Origin of the sequence: Streptococcus sp. HMSC066F10, assembly GCF_001813805.1 — a bacterium.
Classification (GTDB): domain Bacteria; phylum Bacillota; class Bacilli; order Lactobacillales; family Streptococcaceae; genus Streptococcus; species Streptococcus vaginalis.
On the sequence record NZ_KV813955.1, the window covers coordinates 77,234 to 94,974 of the forward strand.

Genomic DNA, 17,741 nt, shown 5'->3' on the forward strand with positions numbered 1-17,741 from the left:
AGGAGAAAAAATATGTTTTCCAAGTTGAAGAACATTTTTATCGGGCGCCCTTTGAAATCAAGTGATGAGGGAGATGAAGGGAATTTACTCACTAAGCTACAAGCCTTGGCTATGCTGTCAAGTGATGCTCTGTCTTCGATTGCCTATGGTCCTGAACAAGTTGTTTTGGTTTTGGTATCCGTATCTGCTGGTGCAATTTGGTGGTCTTTGCCAATCGGTATTGTGGTGCTGATTTTGCTGGCTAGTTTAACCATTTCATATCGTCAGGTGATTCATGCTTACCCACAAGGCGGTGGGGCTTATATGGTTACAACGGAAAATCTTTCCCCTAAAGCTGGTCTAATTTCAGGTGGTAGTTTGCTAGTTGATTATATGTTGACAGTAGCGGTATCTGTTTCTTCTGGAGCGGATGCGATTACGTCAGCAATTCCTGCTTTGCACCCGTACAATTTGCACATTTCGATTGTTTTAGTGCTGATTTTAATGTTAATGAATTTACGTGGCTTGCGGGAATCGGCGGTTTCTCTGATGATTCCAGTTTATTTGTTCATCGCAAGTACCGTTTTCTTAATTGGCTTTGGTTTATTGCAATTATTACTGGGGAATTTATCCTACCATGCAACAGCTCCGATTGGAAAATCTATCTCAGGTGTTAGTTTAGTGCTCCTGCTACGTGCATTTACGAGTGGTTCGGCTTCTCTGACAGGTGTGGAAGCTATTTCAAATTCTGTACCATTTTTCAAAACACCCAAAGCTGAAAATGCAGCGAAAACCTTGGCAATTATGGCAGCCATTTTAGGTTTCATGTTTGCTGGTATTACTTTTTTAAACTACTGGATTGGCATCGTTCCGGTAAAAGGCGTTACAACGCTCGCTCAAATGGCGCAAACTATTTTGGGAAATTCACCTATTGGACGACTTCTATTTTATATTTTCCAATTATCAACAGCTCTCATCCTTGCTGTAGCAGCTAATACAGGCTTTTCGGCCTTTCCCATGTTATCCTACAATATGGCAAAAAATAAATATATGCCACACATGTATATGGAAAAAGGAGCACGCCTTGGTTATTCGAATGGGATTCTGACTTTAGCTATCGGTGCTATTCTTCTTTTGCTAATTTTTAATGGGAATACTGAACGGCTCATTCCACTTTATACCATTGGTGTATTTGTGCCGTTTGCTCTTTCTCAAACGGGAATGGTCGTGCATTGGCGCAAGCAGTATGGAAAACATTTCTTGAAATATTCAGTAGCAAATATTTTAGGCGCTGCTATTTGTTACACCATTGTAGCGATTTTGCTACTTTTTCGTTTGCGAGATATTTGGCCATTCTTTCCGATTATCATCGTTTTATTATGGATTTTCTTGAGTATTAAAAATCATTACAATAAAGTAGCGAAACAGCTACGTTTGAATGAAGAAATTGAACGCGTAGACTATGCAGGAAATCTGGTTTTGGTGCTTGTCGGGAATGTCACACGAGTTAGCGCTGGTGCGATGAATTATGCCCGTAGTATCGGTGATGAAGTGATTGCTATGCACGTATCTACCAAAGAAACACAAGAAAAAGACGAAGAAGTAGCTAGTGAATTTAAACAATATTTTCCAGATATTCAATTTGTAAATGTGGAAACAAGCTACCGTAATATCATCAGACCAACCGTACAGTATGTGACAAAAATCGCTCGTGGTGCGCAGAAGAAAGGTTATACTGTAACAGTGCTAGTACCACAATTCATTCCAAGTCATAGTTGGCAAAACATGCTACACAATCAAATGAGCTTGAAATTGAAATATTTCCTCAGATGGCATGAAAATGTCGTTGTAGCCAGCTATTCTTATCACTTAAAAGAGTAAGAACATAAAACGGCAGTTTTGAATGGAACTGCCGTTTTATCCTTTTATTTTCTTGAAAGATACAGTGAAAAATGCTATAATGAAAAGAACATTTTAAAATAAGAATTATTACAAGTAAGGAAAGAAATGGCGAATATTTTAAGAACAATTATCGAAAATGATAAAGGTGAATTAAGAAGATTAGAAAAAATGGCAAAGAAAGTCATGGCGTATGAAGATGAAATGGCTGCTTTGTCAGATGAAGCTTTGAAAGCAAAGACGGATGAATTTAAGCAACGGTATCAAAATGGCGAGTCATTAGATGACTTGCTTTATGAAGCTTTTGCGGTTGTTCGTGAAGGTGCAAAGCGTGTGTTAGGACTTTTCCCTTACCCAGTACAGATTATGGGTGGGATTGTCTTACACCATGGAGATGTGCCAGAAATGCGTACAGGGGAAGGAAAGACCCTGACAGCAACCATGCCAGTTTATCTGAACGCCTTGTCTGGAGAAGGGGTTCACGTTGTCACAGTAAATGAATATCTGACAGAGCGTGACGCAACGGAAATGGGGGAACTGTACTCTTGGTTGGGGCTTTCTGTTGGTATCAACCTTGCTGCAAAGTCATCCGCAGAGAAAAAAGAAGCCTATGAATGTGATATCACGTATTCAACCAATGCAGAGATTGGTTTTGACTATTTGCGTGATAATATGGTGGTGCGTGCTGAAAACATGGTGCAGCGTCCGCTAAACTACGCTTTGGTCGATGAGGTGGACTCCATTTTGATTGACGAAGCTCGTACGCCTTTGATTGTGTCAGGACCAACTTCGTCTGATACAAACCAACTTTATCACATGGCAGATAGCTTTGTGAAGTCTCTTAATAAAGATGACTACATCATTGATGTGCAGTCTAAAACCATTGGACTTTCTGACTCTGGGATTGATAAAGCAGAAAGCTACTTCAAGTTAGAAAATTTGTATGATATTGAAAATGTAGCGCTGACTCACTTTATTGACAATGCCCTTCGTGCAAACTATATCATGCTGTTAGATATTGACTATGTGGTGAGTGAAGAGCAAGAAATTTTGATTGTGGACCAATTTACAGGTCGTACAATGGAAGGTCGCCGGTATTCAGACGGACTTCACCAAGCAATTGAAGCCAAAGAAGGTGTGCCAATTCAGGATGAAACGAAGACTTCGGCTTCTATCACTTATCAAAATCTATTCCGTATGTACAAGAAATTGTCAGGAATGACAGGGACAGCTAAGACAGAAGAGGAAGAATTCCGCGAAACCTATAATATTCGGGTCATTCCGATTCCGACAAATCGTCCAGTAGCTCGTATTGACCATCCAGATCTTCTTTATCCAAGTATTGAGTCTAAATTTAAAGCGGTTGTTGAGGACGTGAAAGCTCGTCATGAAAAAGGACAACCTGTTCTTGTAGGAACAGTCGCAGTTGAAACAAGTGATTATATTTCTAAGAAACTAGTAGAAGCTGGTATTCCGCATGAAGTATTGAATGCGAAGAATCACTATAAAGAAGCGCAAATCATCATGAATGCCGGGCAACGTGGCGCGGTAACGATTGCAACCAATATGGCTGGTCGTGGTACAGATATTAAGCTTGGTGAAGGGGTTCGTGAACTTGGTGGACTTTGCGTTATTGGTACAGAACGACATGAAAGCCGTCGTATTGATAATCAGCTTCGTGGTCGTTCAGGTCGTCAGGGAGATCCAGGGGAATCGCAATTTTATCTGTCACTTGAAGATGAGCTCATGCGTCGTTTTGGATCGGAACGGATTAAAGCTGTTTTGGATCGCATGAACCTCAGCGAAGAAGAGTCTGTCATCAAATCTCGTATGCTGACGCGTCAAGTAGAAGGAGCTCAAAAGCGTGTTGAAGGGAACAACTATGATACACGTAAACAAGTCCTTCAATATGATGATGTTATGCGGGAGCAACGTGAAATTATCTATGCGCAGCGTTATGATGTCATTACGGCTGATCGTGATTTGGCACCGGAAATTCATGCCATGATGAAGCGAACAATCAACCGTTTTGTGGATGGCAACAGTCGTGCAGAACAAGATGAAAAATTAGAAGCAATTGTTAATTTTGCAAAATACAATCTTGTTCCAGAAGAATCTATTGAAATCGCAGATTTAGAAGGCTTGTCTGATGAAGATATCAAGGCTGATTTATACAAACGTGCCTTGGAGGTTTACGATAGTCAAGTGGCGAAACTTCGCAATGAGGATTCCGTCAGAGAATTCCAAAAAGTTCTAATTTTGCGCGTCGTGGATAGCAAATGGACTGATCACATTGATGCTTTGGATCAACTTCGGAACGCAGTTGGACTTCGTGGTTATGCTCAAAATAACCCAGTCGTTGAATATCAAGCTGAAAGTTTCCGTATGTTTAATGATATGATTGGTTCGATCGAATTTGATGTGACGCGTTTGATGATGAAGGCTCAAATTCACGAGCAAGAACGTCCACGTACGGAGCATCATATCAGCACAACAGCGACACGCAATATTTCAGCACAAAAATCAGTCTTACCGAGCGATATTGATTTGACAAAAGTGAAGCGCAATGACTTGTGTCCATGTGGTTCTGGTAAGAAATTTAAAAATTGTCATGGACGCCACAGATAAGTAGTGTAAAGAGGGGGAGATTATGACATTTAAGGCAACTAGCGAGCCAATTGATGTAGCAAAGGTTCGTAATTTATCAAAGTTAGAAGGAGAGGCTTTAGCTAAAAAAAAGGCACGAGATCGTGAGTTAAATGCCATTATCCGTGGAGAAGATGACCGCATTCTGTTGGTCATTGGTCCGTGTTCTTCTGATAATGAAGCGGCTGTCCTAGAATATGCAAAGCGCATATCTGCCCTCCAAGAAGAGGTGAAAGACCGTATTTTCATGGTTATGCGCGTGTATACAGCTAAGCCTCGCACCAATGGCGATGGTTATAAAGGATTGATTCATCAACCGAATGCTAAGGCTGCTCCAAGCTTAATTAATGGGATTAAGGCTGTTCGGAATTTACATTATCGTGTCATTACGGAGACGGGAATGACGACAGCTGATGAAATGCTCTATCCAGAAAATCTTCCGTTGGTAGATGATTTGATTTCTTATATGGCTGTTGGGGCGCGTTCTGTGGAAGATCAGCAACACCGTTTTGTCGCTAGTGGGGCTGATGTTGCGACCGGTTTGAAAAATCCTACATCTGGCAATCTCAATGTCATGTTTAACGGGATTTACGCAGCGCAAAACAAGCAAAGTTTCTTGTTTGCTGGTAAGGAAGTAGAAACTTCAGGAAATCCTTTGGCACACGCTATTCTGCGTGGTGGACTTGACGAGTATGGAAAAAACATTCCAAACTATTACTATGATAATTTGCTGGATACGATTGACCAATATGAAAAAATGGGCTTGGAAAATCCTTTTATCATCATTGATACCAATCATGATAACTCTGGTAAACAGTATTTAGAGCAGGTGCGGATTGTTCGTCAAACCTTAATCAATCGTGACTGGAATGAAAAAATCAAAAAAATTGTACGTGGCTTTATGATTGAGTCTTACTTAGAAGACGGTCGTCAAAATGAGCCTGAAGTGTTTGGGAAATCTATTACAGATCCTTGTTTGGGTTGGGATAATACAGTCAGACTGGTCAAGGAAATTTATACTACCCTATCTAAAAATGAAAAATAAAAAGGTTGGGAGTGAATCTCTAAAATCTGATAACATCAGCGCATTGAGTTTTATTTTAGAAAGTAACCGAGTCTGGCACACTTTTGTCCCAGCCTCTTTTTAAAAAGATGATTAAAGGACACGGAATTGATATAGAAGAAATTTCCTCTATTCAAAAAGTTTATGAAAAAAATGCTCGTTTCGCCAAGAAAGTTTTGACTGTTGCAGAATTTGCACGGTTTGAAGAACTTTCTGGTAGGCGAAAAATGGAATATTTGGCAGGACGTTGGTCTGCTAAAGAGGCTTTTTCTAAAGCATGGGGGACTGGAATTGGTTGTGTCACTTTTCAGGATTTAGAAATTTTAAACAATGAAAAGGGAGCGCCTATTTTTACTAAGTCGCCTTTTTCTGGCAAGGTCTGGGTGTCGCTCAGCCATGCAGGTAATATTGTTACAGCTAGTGTTATTTTGGAGGAACATCATGAAAACGAGTAATCATCGACCTACTAAGGCTGTTGTGGATTTAGCTGCTATCCGCTTTAATATTAAACAAATTGCAGCGCATATTCCAAACAATGTAGAAAAATGGGCTGTTGTCAAGGCAGATGCCTATGGTCACGGTGCAGTTGCTGTTACGCAATCTATTGATCCAATTGTGGATGGCTTTTGTGTTTCCAATATTGATGAAGCTGTAGAGTTGCGTAATGCCGGCATTACGAAAAAAATTTTGGTATTAGGAGTGTCAGATGTTCATGCTGTTTCATTGGCAATTGAACGCAAAGTGACCTGTACCGTTGCTAGTTTAGAATGGATTGATTTGCTGCTACAGTCAAATATAGATGTAGCTGGTTTGGCTGTTCACATAAAAATTGATTCTGGGATGGGACGGATTGGTTTTCGAGATAGTCAAGATGCTCAAGAAGCCATTCATCGTTTGGAAAAAGCAGGTGCTCAGGTAGAAGGCATCTTCACCCATTTTGCAACAGCTGATGAAGCAGATACGCATAAGTTTGAAGCACAGTTGGCACGTTTTAAAGAAATTTTAGGGCAATTAGAAATCGTTCCACCGATTGTTCACGCTAGTAATTCTGCAACGACCCTTTGGCATACAGATACTGTGATGAATGCGGTGCGTCTGGGTGATATTATCTATGGTCTCAATCCTAGCGGTCGTACCTTGCAGCTTCCTTACGAAATGAGGCCGGCTCTTTCTCTGGTGTCGGAATTGGTTCATGTCAAGCAGCTGGAAGCAGGGGCAGATGTGGGTTATGGAGCTACTTACACTAGCGATAGCCCACAGTTCATTGGGACGATTCCATTAGGCTATGCTGACGGTTGGACGCGAGATATGCAAGGGTTTGATGTTCTAATTGACGGGCAACCTTGTCCTATTGTTGGGCGTGTGTCTATGGATCAGATTACCGTTCGTTTACCTCAGTCTTATCCTATTGGTACACCAGTTGTTCTTATCGGAGAAAGTGGCAAAGAATCCATTTCTGCAACAGATGTGGCAGAAAAACGAGGAACAATCAACTATGAGATAGTTTGCTTGATTAGTGATCGTGTACCTAGAGTTTATAAAAATTGATTGAAACTAAAAAGCAGTTGGAAAAATCTAGAAAGCTATTTTCAGCATGGTTGTTCCAATCTGCTTTTACAAACTCTTGAAAAACAGAACTGAAAGAGGAATTATGAATTTACACCAACCTTTAACGGTTCTGCCGGGTGTGGGGCCGAAATCTGCTGAAAAATTTACTAAGCTGGGAATTGAAAGCCTGCAAGATTTGCTGCTCTATTTTCCATTTCGCTATGAAGATTTTAAAAGTAAGAATGTGTTAGAACTGGAAGATGGTGAAAAGGCAGTTATTTCAGGGGTGGTGACTACACCAGCAAATGTCCAGTACTATGGCTACAAGCGCAATCGCCTGCGTTTTACCATAAAGCAGGATGAAATGGTACTTGCAGTCAACTTCTTTAACCAACCTTATCTAGCAGACAAGGTGGAGGTTGGCTCAACCATTGCTATTTTCGGAAAATGGGATAAGGCAAAAGCTAGTTTGACCGGGATGAAAATTCTAGCACAAGTAGAAGATGATTTGCAGCCAGTTTATCGAGTAGCTCAAGGGATTAGTCAAGCCAGTTTGGTCAAGGTCATTAAGACAGCCTTTGACCAAGGGTTGGAATTGCTCTTGGAGGAAAATTTGCCCCAAGTGTTGTTAGAACGCTATCAGTTGCTAGGACGGAATCAGGCTGTGCGAGCAATGCATTTTCCAAGGGATTGGGCAGAGTACAAGCAGGCTTTGCGTCGGATCAAGTTTGAAGAGCTTTTTTACTTTCAAATGCAATTGCAAGTTCTCAAATGTGAAACAAAAGATGTTAGTCAGGGCTTAATTATTCCTTGGCGGGCAGATTTGCTAGAAAAGAAAAAAGCTACTCTACCTTTTGAGTTAACGGCTGCTCAAGAGCGCAGTCTAAACGAGATTTTACAGGATATGAAATCGCCAGCTCACATGAACAGGCTCTTGCAGGGAGATGTCGGAAGCGGAAAGACGGTGGTTGCAGGTTTAGCTATGTATACTACTTATACAGCTGGTTTGCAGTCTGCTCTCATGGTGCCAACGGAAATCTTGGCAGAGCAGCACTTTGATAGCTTGAGCCAACTTTTTCCTGAACTGCGGATAATTCTGTTGACAGGGGGAATGAAGACAGCAGAACGCAGACAGGCACTAGAAGCTATTGAGGATGGTCAGGTGGATATGATCGTCGGCACTCATGCTTTGATTCAAGAAGGCGTGACATATCATCGGCTCGGTCTGGTGATTATTGATGAACAGCACCGTTTTGGAGTGGGACAGAGACGAATTTTGCGGGAAAAAGGAAATAATCCTGATGTGCTCATGATGACTGCAACGCCCATTCCTAGGACGCTTGCTATTACTGCTTTTGGTGATATGGATGTGTCCATTATTGACCAAATGCCAGCTGGGCGTAAGCCGATTATCACCCGTTGGGTCAAGCATGAGCAGCTGGAAGTAGTTCTGGATTGGTTGAGGAAAGAGCTGCAACGAGGTGCTCAGGTCTATGTCATCTCTCCTTTGATTGAGGAGTCGGAAGCTCTGGATCTGAAAAATGCGATTGTTTTGGAAGAGGAATTAAAGGCTTATTTCGGTGACAAAGCACAAGTAGCTCTGCTACATGGTAAAATGAAGAGCGAAGAAAAAGATACCATTATGCAGGATTTTAAGGAAGGGAAAACGGACATTCTGGTTTCCACGACTGTTATTGAAGTCGGTGTCAATGTGCCCAATGCTACGGTCATGCTAATCATGGATGCGGACCGATTTGGGCTCAGCCAGCTTCATCAGTTACGTGGTCGAGTAGGACGTGGAGATAAACAGTCTTATGCGGTTCTTGTAGCCAATCCTAAGACAGAATCTGGCAAGAAACGCATGAAAATCATGACGGAAACGACTGACGGTTTTGTCTTAGCTGAGGAAGATTTGAAAATGCGTGGTTCTGGTGAAATCTTCGGCACTCGTCAGTCCGGTTTGCCGGAATTTCAGGTGGCAGATATTGTAGAGGATTATCCAATTTTAGAGGAGACCAGAAAAGTCGCCAGTCAAATTGTGTCCACTCCTGATTGGCGAACGAATGCAGATTGGCATATTGTAGCGCTTCATTTGGACAAGCAGGACTACTTGGATTGATTTTAGTTTATCATCATATATAAACCAAAAAACTTCACCATTTGGATGAAATTTTTTAAATTAAGTTTTCTGAAAGAAATCTATAAGCCTACTTTAAGCTTTTCGGGCTATACTAAATTCATCAAAAAGAAAGAGGTAAGTCCAATGACAGTAAACATTAAAGTACATTATAACAAAACATTCAAAAAATCAGTAAAGGAATCAGAAATGTATGGTAAATAACTAAAAAACAAAAGAGCTAAAAAACTTTTTTTCATAAATCTCCTAAACATAAAATATCCTAAGAAGCTTCGAATCACTCGAGGCTTTTTATCTATGTAAGAACCTAGCCTTCCATATAGTCTTTTAATTCTTGCCCTTGAAGTCCAGCATTCAGGGCGATTAGCAGCTTGATACGAGCTTTAGGAGCATTGAGCTCTTTGACAAACATAATGCCTGATTCGTGTAACTTCACGCCACCCCCTTCATAAGCGTAAACTGGCTCTGCAATGCCGTTAAAGCAACGTGATACAAGTGCAATTGGCAGCCCAGAATTCGCAAGTTGACTGAGCTTTTGGGCAACTTCTTGTGGCAGATTTCCAGCGCCAAAGGCTTCAACGATGAGACCGTCTATCTTTTCCAAGTCTAGCATATCAAGCAGTTCAGTTTTCATTCCAGCATAGGCTGGGATAATGGGAACCAAACCAGAGATTTTATCTAAATGAAAACGAACGCGTGGTTCAGCTGTTTTGAAATAGAGGATTTCTTGCTTCATAATCAGTCCAAGTGGTCCATGAGTTGGTGTTTGAAAAGTGCTGACATTGGTCGTATGCGTTTTTGTCACGTATTTGGCAGCATGGATTTCATCATTCATAACCACCAGAACGCCTTTTCCGCGTGCTTTGTCATCACTTGCTACACGAAGTGCAGATAAGTAATTGTAAACTCCGTCACTTCCCAGTTCATTAGAGCTTCGCATAGCACCAGTTAAGACGACAGGAATATCTGGAAGTTCCATGGTATCCAAAAAATAAGCTGTTTCTTCCAGAGTGTCCGTTCCATGAGTAATGACAACCCCGTCAAAATGCTTCCCATCTGTCTTGATTTTTTGATACAATTGCAGCATGTGCTGTGGTGTTATGTGAGGGCTAGGAATATTGAAAACATCAAGAGCCGTCACTTGAATGCCTTCTAGAGGAACTGCAACATGGTTCATGGGATTGTGTTCGTTTGTGATGACTTTTCCAGTAGTGTCCGCCTGCATGGAAATAGTACCGCCAGTATGTAAAACTAAAATTCTTTTGGTCATAAGTGAGCTTCTCCTGAATCTATGCTATAATTATTGTATCATAAAAGAAAGAGATGAGAAATGAATGGAAATCAAAGCAGTCTTTTTTGATATTGATGGGACGTTAGTAAATGATAGTCGAACGGTCTTGAAATCCACAGAACAAGCAATTCATAGTTTAAAACAGCAAGGTATTTTAGTTGGTTTAGCGACAGGTCGGGGTCCATTTTTTGTCCAATCTTTTATGGAGCAGTTGGATTTGGACTTTGCAGTAACCTATAATGGACAATATATTTTTTCAAAAGATAAAGTCATTTCTGCGAAGCCAATTGATAAAACCAGTTTGCGTCACCTGATTCAGTATGCTCGCCAGCATAAAATAGAAATCTCATTTGGGACAAAATCAGGAATGGTTGGTTCAAAAATCATGAGCTTTGGCATGAGCAAGTTTTCTCAATGGACCAGTCGTTTTGTTCCGAAGAAGATGACACATTTGGTCAATAAAAGTTTCAATAATGTAATCAGCAAGGCACTTCCTCAACAGCAGGATGATTTATTGAAATCCATTCAAGAGCCGATTTATCAAGTACTGATGCTGGCAACACCAAAAGAAACACAAACTATCGAAGCGGATTTTCCAGATTTAAAGTTTACTCGTAGCAGTCCTTTCGCAGCTGATATCGTCAATCAAGGAATGTCAAAGTTAGAAGGAATTAAGCTGGTCGGAAAAGAATACGGTTTTGACATCAATCAAGTCATGGCTTTTGGTGATTCTGATAATGATGTTGAGATGTTAGCGGGCGTTGGTATGTCTATTGCCATGGGAAATGGAACCAGTCGAGTGAAAGAAGTTGCAAAACACACTACTAGCAGTAATAGTCAGGACGGGATTCATAAGGCTTTGGAGCATTTTGGTATTTTGGCGAGTGAAAAAGTCTTTGTCAGTAGCGACCACCACTTTAATAAGGTCAAAGAATTTCATGGGATAATGGATGAATGCACGCAGGAAGAGCCCATCCTGTGGACAACAGAGGGTGCTCGTCATCGTGCAGGCTTCAAGGTAGAAGAATTAGTGGAATTTTTGTGGGCAGCTAGTCCTTCTGAAGAGGTCTTTGAACAGTCTGTTCAATCTTTGCACGAAGCTGTGGACAAAGCTGCTGAAAAAGTCAAAAAGAAGAGCAAAGCAGAGATGTCCTTAGTTGGGCAAGTAGATGCACTGATTGATATGTTGTATTTTACCTATGGCAGTTTTGTGTTAATGGGAGTGGATCCAGAATACTTGTTTGAGATTGTCCACCGAGCCAATATGGGTAAACTCTTTCCAGATGGCAAAGCGCATTTTGACCCTATCACTCATAAAATCTTAAAACCAGATGATTGGGAAGAAAATTATGCCCCAGAGCCAGCTATTAAAAAAGAGCTTGAACGTCAAATTCAAGCCTATCAACGAAATTGCACGAAAAATGTAGAATGAAAAAGAAGAGAGCTTGGTTTGTGCCAATCTCTCTTTAACTTTGGATTATAATGTTTTTTCTTTATCGCGGACGACCAGTAAATCAACTTTTGCATGGCGCAAGATGTATTCAGATGAAGAGCCGACTAGTAACCGTTCAAAGGCATTGAGCCCAGTAGCACCGACCATGATGAGGTCAACTTTTTGTTCTTCTGGAATATCTGTTGCAAGAAGGGTTTTCGGGTTTCCCATTTCAACAATTGTGACAACATTTGCCACGCCGGCTTCTTTGGCTTTTTCAGCATATTGATCCATGAGTTTCTTTGCATCTTCTTGCAATTCTTCATAGACTTCTGCATCAAATGTAGAAACGCTTTGCAAGGCACGTGTATCAATTACATGGGCAATCGTTAGGCGTGAATTATTTCTCAGCGCCACATTTACGCCCTTTTCAAAAGCAAGCTCAGCTTCGTGAGAACCGTCAACAGCGACCATAATGTTTTGATATCTTTGTAGCATAGGAATACCTCCATTCTTTCTTTAGTTATATTGTAACCCTTTACATGAAAAAAGTAAAGTATTTTCAAGCAGACTTTACAAGAAGTTTTTTAGATTTTTTAGAAAAATTGCGTTATAATAAATTGACTCTTTTGAAATGAGGAAAAATTCGATGAAAGAATTTAATAAATCAACAAAATTAGAACATGTGGCTTATGATATTCGTGGTCCCGTCTTAGAAGAAGCCATGCGGATGCGTGCAAACGGTGAGAAAATCCTCCGTTTAAACACGGGAAACCCAGCTGAGTTTGGTTTTACCGCACCAGATGAGGTGATTCATGACTTGATTATGAATGCGCGTGATAGCGAGGGATATTCGGACTCGAAAGGGATTTTTTCTGCTCGAAAAGCTATTATGCAATATTGTCAATTGAAAAATATTCCTAATGTTGATATTGAAGATGTTTACCTTGGAAATGGGGTTAGCGAACTGATTGTTATGTCTATGCAAGGTTTGCTGGATAATGGTGACGAGGTGCTGGTGCCGATGCCTGATTATCCGCTTTGGACGGCAGCGGTCAGTTTAGCTGGGGGAAATGCAGTTCATTATCTTTGTGATGAAGCGGCAGATTGGTATCCGGATATTGATGATATCAAATCAAAAATTACCTCTAATACAAAGGCTATTGTCGTTATCAACCCAAACAATCCGACAGGAGCTTTGTATCCAAAAGAGGTGTTGGAAGAGCTTGTTGAAGTTGCGCGGCAAAACAATTTGATTATTTTTGCAGATGAGATTTATGACCGTTTAGTGATGGACGGTGAGAAACATACGGCTATCGCAAGTTTGGCTCCTGACCTTTTTTGTGTCAGCATGAACGGCTTGTCTAAATCACATCGTATTGCTGGTTTTCGTGTCGGATGGATGGTACTGTCTGGTCCTAAATATCACGTAAAAGATTATATTGAAGGCCTGAATATGCTATCCAATATGCGTTTGTGCTCAAATGTCTTATCTCAGCATGTGGTACAAACATCGCTTGGAGGCTACCAATCAGTCGATGAATTGTTGCTTCCTGGTGGTCGCATTTATGAGCAACGGAATTTTATTTACAAGGCTATCAATGAAATTCCGGGTTTGTCGGCAACCAAACCTAAAGCGGGGCTTTATATTTTCCCTAAAATTGATAGGGAAATGTATCGAGTAGATGACGATGAGCAATTCGTGCTGGATTTCTTAAAGCAAGAAAAGATTTTACTGGTGCATGGACGAGGTTTTAACTGGAAAGACCCAGATCATTTTCGTATTGTTTATCTGCCTCGTGTAGATGAGTTAGCACAAATCCAAGAGAAGATGACTCGTTTCTTAAGGCAATATCGGAGATAATAGAAAGCGAGACAGACTCGCACGATTGCTGACGCATTCACCTACTGCATCGTCAATTTATTACACAGTGTGCTATGAAGCTGGAGACTTTCGTCCCAGCTTTTTGTGCTAATATGGAGGAGTGAGAAGGCTAGCCAAGCTAATTGCACACAATTGTATCTCAATAAACAATTTTCAGATAATTGTTGAAGATTAAAGCGCTTTATGATATAATCAATAAGATTATATGCGAGGTAAATTATGGCAAACTTATTAGCAAAAACACGAAAAATTACATCTATTTTGCGTCGTTCAGATGAGCGATTACAGGATGAATTACCTTACAATGCAATTACCCAGCAGCTAGCTGAAATTATGGATTGCAATGCTTGTATTGTAAACAGCAAGGGGCGTCTTTTGGGGTATTTCATGCGCTACAAGACGAACAATGACCGTGTGGAAGCATTTTATCAAACGAAAATCTTCCCAGAAGAATATGTTCGCACAGCGAATTTAATGTATGACACAGAAGCCAATCTTCCTGTCAATCATGATTTGTCAATTTTTCCAGTTGAAACCAAAGATGAATTTCCAGACGGCTTGACGACGATTTCGCCTATTCATGTTTCAGGGATTCGCTTAGGAACTTTGATTGTTTGGCGCAATGATAAAGAATTTGATGATGATGATTTGATTTTGGTTGAAATTGCAAGTACAGTGGTTGGTATTCAGTTGCTCAACTTCCAACGAGAAGAAGATGAAAAAAATATTCGTCGCAGAGCAGCGGTAACCATGGCTGTAAATACTTTGTCTTATTCAGAATTACGAGCTGTTTCAGCTATTTTAGGTGAATTAAATGGCAATGAAGGTCAATTGACAGCATCGGTCATTGCGGATCGTATTGGCATTACTCGCTCGGTAATTGTCAATGCTCTGCGTAAACTAGAGAGTGCAGGCATTATTGAAAGTCGTTCTTTAGGAATGAAAGGAACCTATCTTAAAGTCCTTATTCCCGATGTCTTTGAAGAGATTAAAAAGAGAGATTACTGATGACAAAAGCATTGATTTCGATTGATTATACGGTGGATTTTGTGGCAGATGATGGCAAACTGACAGCTGGAGCACCGGCTCAGGCGATTTCTAAAACTATCGCACAGGTAACAAAGACTGCTTTTGATCGAGGCGATTATATCTTTTTTGCCATTGATGCCCATGATGAAGGGGATATTTTTCACCCAGAGAGTAAACTCTTTCCACCACATAACATCAAAGGCACTAGTGGACGTAACCTTTATGGACTATTAGCTGATTTCTATCAGGAGCATAAAGCAGATTCTCGCGTCCTTTGGATGGACAAACGACATTATTCTGCTTTTTCAGGAACAGATTTGGATATTCGCCTGCGAGAAAGAAAAGTAGACACGGTGATTTTAACTGGTGTTCTGACGGATATTTGCGTTCTCCACACAGCTATTGATGCCTATAATTTAGGGTATCAAATTGAGGTGGTAGAGTCTGCTGTGGCTTCTCTTTCGGAGGAAAATCATAAATTTGCACTAAACCACTTGCAAAATGTTTTAGGTTCGACTATAATAGATAACAATTTAAAAGTAAAAAAGCAGTAGAGTAGGCTTGTTGACTTGAACAGAGAGTGCTGAAAGCTGAGAGCAGCGCCAAGAAAGCAAAATCCGAAGAACATACTGTCAATGATAAAATGGTTTTTTCTATGCTATTAATGGCAAAGGATGATATTGTCTAAAACTATTATATCATTGCAAGAAATTTGTGTGAATCAAAGCACAAACGTCTGCTCACGTTACGAGCTAGAGGTTGCAATGCAACGAATAACAGTGGTACCACGGCTTTCGTCTGTTTATACAGACGTAAGCCGTTTTTCCATAGTTCTTAATGCTTTAGCGTTTATAGCCGTGGATATAGATTAGGCAGTAAGGTCGATGTTCCTTATAATTCTTAGTACTTAGAGAAGCGGATGCAATTTTGTCAGTTGGACAAAAGCTGTAAACAAAAAATGCTTCCTACTTTTAGTATCTAGAGCTACGGGCGTAGATTTCTATAAGTAATTTGCGGCAAATGGTTAATTTGAAAATGAATTTAGAAAGAGATAGAGAATATGAAAGAAGTTTTTATTGGAAACTACGGTTTGGAACAAGTTGGTCAGAAAATGACAGCGACTGGGTGGGTTGCAAATATCCGAAATCATGGGAAATTGGCTTTTATAGAGCTACGAGACCGAGAAGGACTGCTTCAAGTTTTTGTCGCAGGTGATAGTCCGGCTTTTACTGAAATTGAACATCTACATAAAGAAGATGTGATTTCTGTTACAGGAGAAGTTGTCAAGCGAGAAGCCCGCTTTGTCAACAAAGCAATCAAGTCAGGGCAAGTCGAGTTGCGAGCAGAGAAAATTCAAATCCTTGCAAGCAGTAAGCCTCTTCCTTTTGAACTTGATCAGCACGCTCATACAGGAGAAGAGTTGCGGCAGAAGTACCGCTATCTGGATTTGCGTCGGGGTAAGATGACAGAAAACCTCAAACTTCGTCACCAAGTAACCAGCACAATTCGTGACTACTTGAACGGTAAGGATTTTCTGGAAGTGGAGACACCTTATTTGACGAAATCCACACCAGAAGGAGCCAGAGATTTTTTGGTTCCTAGTCGAGTTTTTAAAAATCAATTTTATGCTTTACCTCAAAGCCCGCAAATGTTGAAGCAACTTTTAATGGGAGCTGGTCTGGAACGTTATTATCAAGTTGTTCGCTGCTTTCGAGATGAGGATCTACGGGGAGACCGTCAGCCTGAATTTACTCAGGTGGATTTAGAGTTGAGTTTTGCAAGCGAAGAAGAAATCCAAGCTCTGGTTGAAGCTATGCTCAAAGCGGTTGTTAAGAAAACTCATGGTTTGGAGCTGACAGAAGCTTTTCCGACTATCAGTTATGAGGAAGCCATGAACCGCTTTGGTACAGATAAGCCGGATACGCGATTTGGTTTGGAATTAAAAAATCTGACCAATCTCTGTCAGGATAATCCCTCTCTTTTGCTGAAGCAGGCTTTTGCTCGTCATGAAGAATTATGGGGCATTTGTGTTCCAAATGCTGCGGATTCTTTCACGAAGAAGCAGCTCAGTCATTTCTATCAAGAAATGAAAGAATTTGGAGCTAGTAGGTTTACTAGTCTTAAGGTGGAAGCAGGTGAACTTCAAGGGGATTTGGCTTCGACTTTTGAAGCAGAATCAGTTGCCTTCATAGACCGATTTGAAGCGCAAGACGGTGATTTGCTCTTACTGGTCATCGCCAAGAGAAGACAAGCCCAAGAAGCTCTAGGGCACTTGCGATTGGAGATTGCCAAACAATTAGACTTAATCGATCAGAGTCGACTGGACTTCCTTTGGGTGCTGGATTGGCCTTTGCTAGAGTGGAATGAGGAGCAAGAACGCTATCAAGCCATGCACCACCCATTCACCCAAGGAATTTTTGAAAATGAGAAAGAAGATTTAGCTTCAATCAAAAGTCATGCCTATGATATTGTCCTTAATGGCTATGAAATTGGAGGCGGTAGTTTACGAATCCATGATCGAAAGAGTCAAGAAGCCATGTTTGAACTCTTGGGCATGGAAAAAGAAGATTACGAGCGTGACTTTGGCTTTTTCTTAGAAGCGCTTGATTATGGTTTTCCGCCGCATGGTGGTCTAGCACTGGGCTTGGATCGACTGGTTATGATTTTAGCTGGTGAAGAAAATATCCGTCAGGTCATTGCCTTTCCTAAAAATGGAACTGGTTTTGATCCTATGCTAGAAAGTCCCAGTCAAGTAGATGCGAGTCAAGTGAAAGAACTTCATTTGGAATTGAAGAACTAAGCCTATTTGTGATAAAATAAGAAGATGATTGT

Annotated in this window: 13 protein-coding genes; 11 read left to right on the forward strand and 2 right to left on the reverse strand. The window is 40.7% G+C overall.

Features of this window, described 5'->3' with window-relative positions:
- Positions 1–12: 12 nt before the first annotated feature.
- The 6 genes from HMPREF2933_RS00970 (at position 13) to recG (ending at position 9,254) form a co-directional block, all read left to right on the forward strand.
- Positions 13–1,860 (forward strand): APC family permease, encoded by a 1,848-nt coding sequence (locus tag HMPREF2933_RS00970; RefSeq protein WP_024052684.1) that lies wholly within the window; start codon positions 13–15, stop codon positions 1,858–1,860.
- Positions 1,861–1,986: 126 nt separating this feature from the next.
- Entirely contained in the window at positions 1,987–4,506 is a 2,520-nt protein-coding gene (secA, locus tag HMPREF2933_RS00975) for a preprotein translocase subunit SecA (RefSeq protein WP_024052683.1), read from the forward strand.
- A gap of 22 nt (positions 4,507–4,528) precedes the next feature.
- Positions 4,529–5,569, forward strand: a complete 1,041-nt coding sequence (locus HMPREF2933_RS00980) for a 3-deoxy-7-phosphoheptulonate synthase (RefSeq protein WP_070672325.1) — start codon at positions 4,529–4,531, stop codon at positions 5,567–5,569.
- Positions 5,570–5,676: 107 nt separating this feature from the next.
- Positions 5,677–6,042 carry a holo-ACP synthase gene (gene acpS / locus HMPREF2933_RS00985; RefSeq protein WP_003026132.1) on the forward strand — a complete coding sequence of 122 codons (366 nt, stop codon included), beginning with the start codon at positions 5,677–5,679 and terminating at the stop codon, positions 6,040–6,042.
- The gene (alr, locus tag HMPREF2933_RS00990; protein WP_024052681.1) at positions 6,029–7,135 is read left to right on the forward strand and encodes an alanine racemase; all 1,107 of its coding nucleotides are present in this window, start codon (positions 6,029–6,031) and stop codon (positions 7,133–7,135) included. Before acpS ends, alr begins: the two co-directional genes overlap by 14 nt.
- 103 nt (positions 7,136–7,238) lie before the next feature.
- Positions 7,239–9,254 (forward strand): ATP-dependent DNA helicase RecG, encoded by a 2,016-nt coding sequence (gene recG / locus HMPREF2933_RS00995; protein ID WP_024052680.1) that lies wholly within the window; start codon positions 7,239–7,241, stop codon positions 9,252–9,254.
- A 325-nt stretch (positions 9,255–9,579) separates the two neighbouring features.
- Here the strand turns inward: recG and HMPREF2933_RS01000 are convergent, their stop codons facing one another.
- Positions 9,580–10,542, reverse strand: a complete 963-nt coding sequence (locus HMPREF2933_RS01000) for an asparaginase (protein WP_024052678.1) — start codon at positions 10,540–10,542, stop codon at positions 9,580–9,582.
- Between the two features lie 64 nt (positions 10,543–10,606).
- Between HMPREF2933_RS01000 and HMPREF2933_RS01005 the strand changes: the two genes are divergently transcribed.
- Entirely contained in the window at positions 10,607–11,995 is a 1,389-nt protein-coding gene (locus HMPREF2933_RS01005; protein WP_024052677.1) for a Cof-type HAD-IIB family hydrolase, read from the forward strand.
- A 45-nt stretch (positions 11,996–12,040) separates the two neighbouring features.
- Here the strand turns inward: HMPREF2933_RS01005 and HMPREF2933_RS01010 are convergent, their stop codons facing one another.
- Positions 12,041–12,493: a universal stress protein gene (locus tag HMPREF2933_RS01010; protein ID WP_020999785.1), complete on the reverse strand. Its 453-nt coding sequence runs from the start codon at positions 12,491–12,493 to the stop codon at positions 12,041–12,043.
- A 151-nt stretch (positions 12,494–12,644) separates the two neighbouring features.
- On the opposite strand from HMPREF2933_RS01010, the gene HMPREF2933_RS01015 reads away from it, so the two are divergent.
- The 4 genes from HMPREF2933_RS01015 to aspS all read left to right on the forward strand — a co-directional run bounded on the left by HMPREF2933_RS01015 (position 12,645) and on the right by aspS (position 17,709).
- A complete protein-coding gene (locus HMPREF2933_RS01015; RefSeq protein WP_024052676.1) occupies positions 12,645–13,859 on the forward strand; it encodes a pyridoxal phosphate-dependent aminotransferase in 1,215 nt (404 codons plus the stop codon).
- Positions 13,860–14,099: 240 nt separating this feature from the next.
- Positions 14,100–14,888, forward strand: coding sequence for a GTP-sensing pleiotropic transcriptional regulator CodY (gene codY / locus HMPREF2933_RS01020; RefSeq protein ID WP_024052675.1), 789 nt, complete (start codon positions 14,100–14,102; stop codon positions 14,886–14,888).
- A complete protein-coding gene (locus tag HMPREF2933_RS01025; RefSeq protein WP_024052674.1) occupies positions 14,888–15,463 on the forward strand; it encodes a cysteine hydrolase family protein in 576 nt (191 codons plus the stop codon). Before codY ends, HMPREF2933_RS01025 begins: the two co-directional genes overlap by 1 nt.
- A 506-nt stretch (positions 15,464–15,969) precedes the next feature.
- The gene (aspS, locus tag HMPREF2933_RS01030) at positions 15,970–17,709 is read left to right on the forward strand and encodes an aspartate--tRNA ligase (protein WP_024052673.1); all 1,740 of its coding nucleotides are present in this window, start codon (positions 15,970–15,972) and stop codon (positions 17,707–17,709) included.
- Positions 17,710–17,741 lie beyond the last annotated feature (32 nt).